The sequence below is a fragment of the Delftia sp. WSY_10 genome (assembly GCF_043104705.1).
Taxonomy (GTDB): Bacteria; Pseudomonadota; Gammaproteobacteria; order Burkholderiales; family Burkholderiaceae_C; genus Comamonas; species Comamonas tsuruhatensis.
Genome location: NZ_JBICKY010000011.1, coordinates 1 through 3,887, shown reverse-complemented (window position 1 = coordinate 3,887; position 3,887 = coordinate 1). Strand labels below are relative to the sequence as shown.

The following is a 3,887-nucleotide window of genomic DNA, read 5'->3' as shown; positions in this document are numbered from 1 at the left end:
TCGGCACAGGGCTGGGCCGGGTTGCCCAGCCGGCTGGCGTTGAGCAGGTTGTTCAGTTGCGGGCTCAGGTTGCCCACCACGCTGTTGACGTTGTCGTTGGCGTACTGGGGCAGCGTGGTGCCCTTGTCGTCGGACAGCGTGAAGTGGTACCACAGCAGTTGCCGGTGGTTCTTGAAGATCGAGCCCACCGTGGTGAGGGTGTTGGCATCGTCCAGCGGCTTGGTGATGGGGTTGTCATCCACGTACTGCGAAGCCAGCGCCGTGATGCGCGCAGGTTCGTAGTCCAGGCCGGCGGCCAGGGCCAGGAAGAAGACCATGTAGTAGTGCATGTCCTCCTGGTACAGCCCGGTGGGATCGATGCGGTTGAGCGGGTCGCCGCCGGCATACAGGTAGGCATCGGGTCCGTCCGGGTAGCCCAGCGGGTCCGGCTGCAGGTAGCGGCCGCTGGCCGGGTCGTAGCTGCGGTGCCAGTTGTCGTGCAGTCCGCTTTCCTCGTCGAAGTACTGGCCCGGCAGGCGCAGGTTGAGCACGGCCTGCTGCCGGGGCAGGCTTGTGTGGCCGGCCTGATGCATGGCCGGCGCTCCCCAGGGCGTCTGGTGGGCACGCCAGACCACGCGCTGGCCTGCGTCCGTCATGGCCTGCGGACTGCCCCGGTGGTCGTTGTGGATGTGCAGCATGCGCGCCTTGCCGCTGGCGTTGTCCCGGTTGTGCGCGGATTCCAGCTTGGCGATGGGCAGGGTGCGAGTCCCCTCGTTCAGGTACAGGTACTGGCTGGTGATGCGGCCTTCGCCATCCATTTCCGCGACGAGCCGGTTGTCCTGCCACAGGTAGTGGCTGTGCGTTTGCCTGTCGCCCTGGTGCACGGTCTTGCCCACGCGCTGGCCCAGGCTGTTGTAGCGGTAGCTGGCGATGGGCCGGTCCTGGTGGTCGCTGATGCCCTGGAGCTGTCCTGCTTCGGTGTAGGTGTAGCGGTGCAACGCGTCCTGGACGGTGCGACCCTGGCTGTCGCGCTGCACGGGCGCTGGTGCTGACGGTGCGTTGTCCTGCACCAGCCTGCCGAAGCCCTGGTAGCGGTAGTCGGTCTTGTGCAGGCCGGCTGGTGGCCCCTCCTGCTCGATGGCGCGGATGCGCGGGCCCACGCCGTAGCGGTAGCGCTGGCTGAGGATGGGTGCGCTGCCTTGTGATGTGCCTTGCCCGGTGGTCTGCTGCGTGAGGCGCCCGGCAATGTCGTATTGGCGCGAGGTGGCCAGGCCATTGCCTGCCGTGTAGTGCTGCAGGCCGTTGAAGGCGTCTGTTTGGATGTCGCCGACCACCGTCTGCGCGGGCAGCAGGCGTTCGAGCAAGCCTGTGGCGCCGGCGCCCAGCCAGTGGTCGCTGGCCTGCAGCAGGCCGGCCACCCAGGCGCTTTGCAGTTGCAGCCCTTGCACGCTGGCGCCTTCGCTGGCGGGGCCGCGCCGGGTGACGAGTACGCGGCCATCGGCCAGGGTGCGGCTGTGGACCCAGCCGTCCGGGCCATAGCGCGTGGCGGTGCGATAGGTATGCTCGGCCTGGCCGTCGGGCGTGGCCAGCGCAATGGTGCGTGCCACGGGGCGGCCCAGGGCGTCGTATTCGATGGACTCGCGCTGCCAGTTGCTGTCGATGGTCTGCAGCAGCCGGCCCTGGTAGTGCAGCCGGGTTTGCGAGGAAGAGCGACGATCTGCCCCGGGCGCCGCTTCGTAGCGCTTGGCCAGCAGACGCCCGCTGGGGGCGTATTGGTAGTGGGTGCTGCTGCCGTCGGCGCGGGTGTGCACCAGCAATTGATCGGCTTCGTTGTAGCGTGCGCTTTGGCGGCCATGATCGGCAAGCTGGAGCCAGACGGTGCGGCCGAAGTCGTCGTGCAGGGCCTGGCGGCGTTCGGCGGGTTGGGTGCTCCGGGATTGGCTGGTGATCTGCTCCATCGCCGCGCTGGCCGGGCCTTGCAATGCCAGCCGTACCGCCCCATCGGGCGTTTGCGACAGGCTGGCATGGAGACTGCCGTTGTCCAGCCAGCGCGTGCGGGTGTCGTCGCCATCGGTGTGCTGGAGCAGCTCGCCCGCGTCGCCGTAGGTGTAGCTGTCCAGGCGCCCATCGGGCAGGAGGCGGTGGCTCAGGCGCCCTTGCGCATTCCAGCCGTAGTAGGCCGCACGTTCGGGGAGGTCCTGGCCTTCGCGGTACAGGCCCAGCCGCGTGATGCGGCCTTCGCTGTCGCGCTCGATCTGGCCCCGGTTGCCCAGGCCATCGAGCCTAGCCTGGGTGCTGCCCTGGTAGGTCCAGGTGGTGCTGCGGCCTGTCGTGTCGATGGCCTGGCTGGGGCGGCCCAGGGCGTCGTGGCGGATGCGGTATGGATTCAGGCTCAGCTGGCTGCTGGCGCGGGGCTGGCCGTCGGCGTCCAGCAGCCAGCCGGTGGTGGTGATTTCTTCGGCCTGCAGGGCGTTGGCGGACAGGGCGCTGTAGCGCATCTGGCGCTGAAGGCGCCGCACGCCGTCGTCTTCGGTGCGGGTCGTGATGCGCCCGGCCTGGTCATGCTCCAGCGCCACGGCGGTGCCATCGGGCTGCAGCACGCGCGTGACGTGGCTGCCGCTGCGGTCCCAGCGCAGCCGCGTGAGGTCGTTCTGCGCCGGGCTTCCATCGTCATAGCCTGCCAGCGAGGTGGGCAGCGGCCCGTCGATGTCCACCAGCACGCTGCGGCCGTTGATCTCGGTGTAGCGGTAGCGCGTGCTGCGCTCGATGGGCGTGGCGCCGTCCGCATTGCCTGCGGGCTGGCCCTGGGCATCCAATGGGCTGAAGCCCGCCTCGGTGATCTGCAGCGGCTGGCGGCTGCTGTTGTAGCGGATGCGGATCTGGTGTTCGTGCCCGGGCACGACGCTGGGCCGGGCGATGAGTTCGGGCGCGTATTGCTTCCAGGGGTCCTTGCCGTAGCCGTAGCGCACCTGCAGCTGCGGGGCCCGGGCTTGGCCTTGTGTGTAGGGAATGCGGTACACGGCCAGCGGGCGGCCGAAGGGGTCCAGCTCGGTGCGCGTGCCTTCCAGCGGGCGGCCTGCGGGATCGAGCCGCGTGGCTTCGGTCAGGCGCCCTTGCGCGTCGTACCGGTAGCGCATGTCGCCGGGGCCGCAGCTGGCGCAGCCCGGGCCGCGCACTTCAAGCAATCGCCATTGCCCGCCGATGGTGTCGTAGTGGTAGGTGGTTGTTTGCCCAAGGCTGTTGGTGAGGGTGTTCTTCCAGGGCTGGCTGAGGTCCAGGGTGACTTTTTCCTGCTGGCTGTCCGGCGGGCCGCGCACGCTCAAGGTGGCGCGGCCGGTGTCGCCGTAGGCGTAGCTGGCGATGCGCTCGTCCATGGGCTTGCCGTCACTGCCCTGGCCCTGGACGCTGATGCCGGTGAGCAAGGTGGGGTGGCGCGGGTCCTCATAGTGGTAGTGGCGCTGGACCGGGGCTTGGCCATCGGCCGACGGGAGGCTGACCTGCACGAGGCTGGCGTTCAGCTTGGCCTGGGGCTGGGTGCTGCCGGGCAACGGTGCGCTGCCGTGGCGGTAGTCGATGCGGCCCAGCGGGGTGTCGATGGCCTGCACGCCGGTGAAGCTGCCCTCGCCCGAAGATTGGGCGTAGTGCAGGCGCAGGCTGCGCCCCTGCGGGTCGGTGACCTTGAGCAGGCGGTTGCCCTTGGCGTTGTAGTCCAGGCGGACCTGTTCGCCCGAGGGCAGGCTGATGCGGGTCAGGCGCCCCCGGTGGTTGAAGCGCAGCTCGCGCCCGTCCATCCATTGCCAGGTGTAGTGCCGTTCCTGGCCGGGCTTGGTTTCCTTGGTGCCCTTTGTATCCGGGCCTTCGATGCGCACGATGCCGTTGCCCGGCTGCTGGCTGGCGCACAGGCTGGG

At 69.2% G+C, this 3,887-nt stretch carries 1 protein-coding gene; it reads right to left on the bottom strand.

Going from position 1 to position 3,887, the window contains the following annotated elements:
- Positions 1–3,887 (bottom strand): DUF6765 family protein (locus ACF8ML_RS02175; RefSeq protein ID WP_392406164.1); only part of this gene is annotated, 3,887 nt, incomplete at both ends.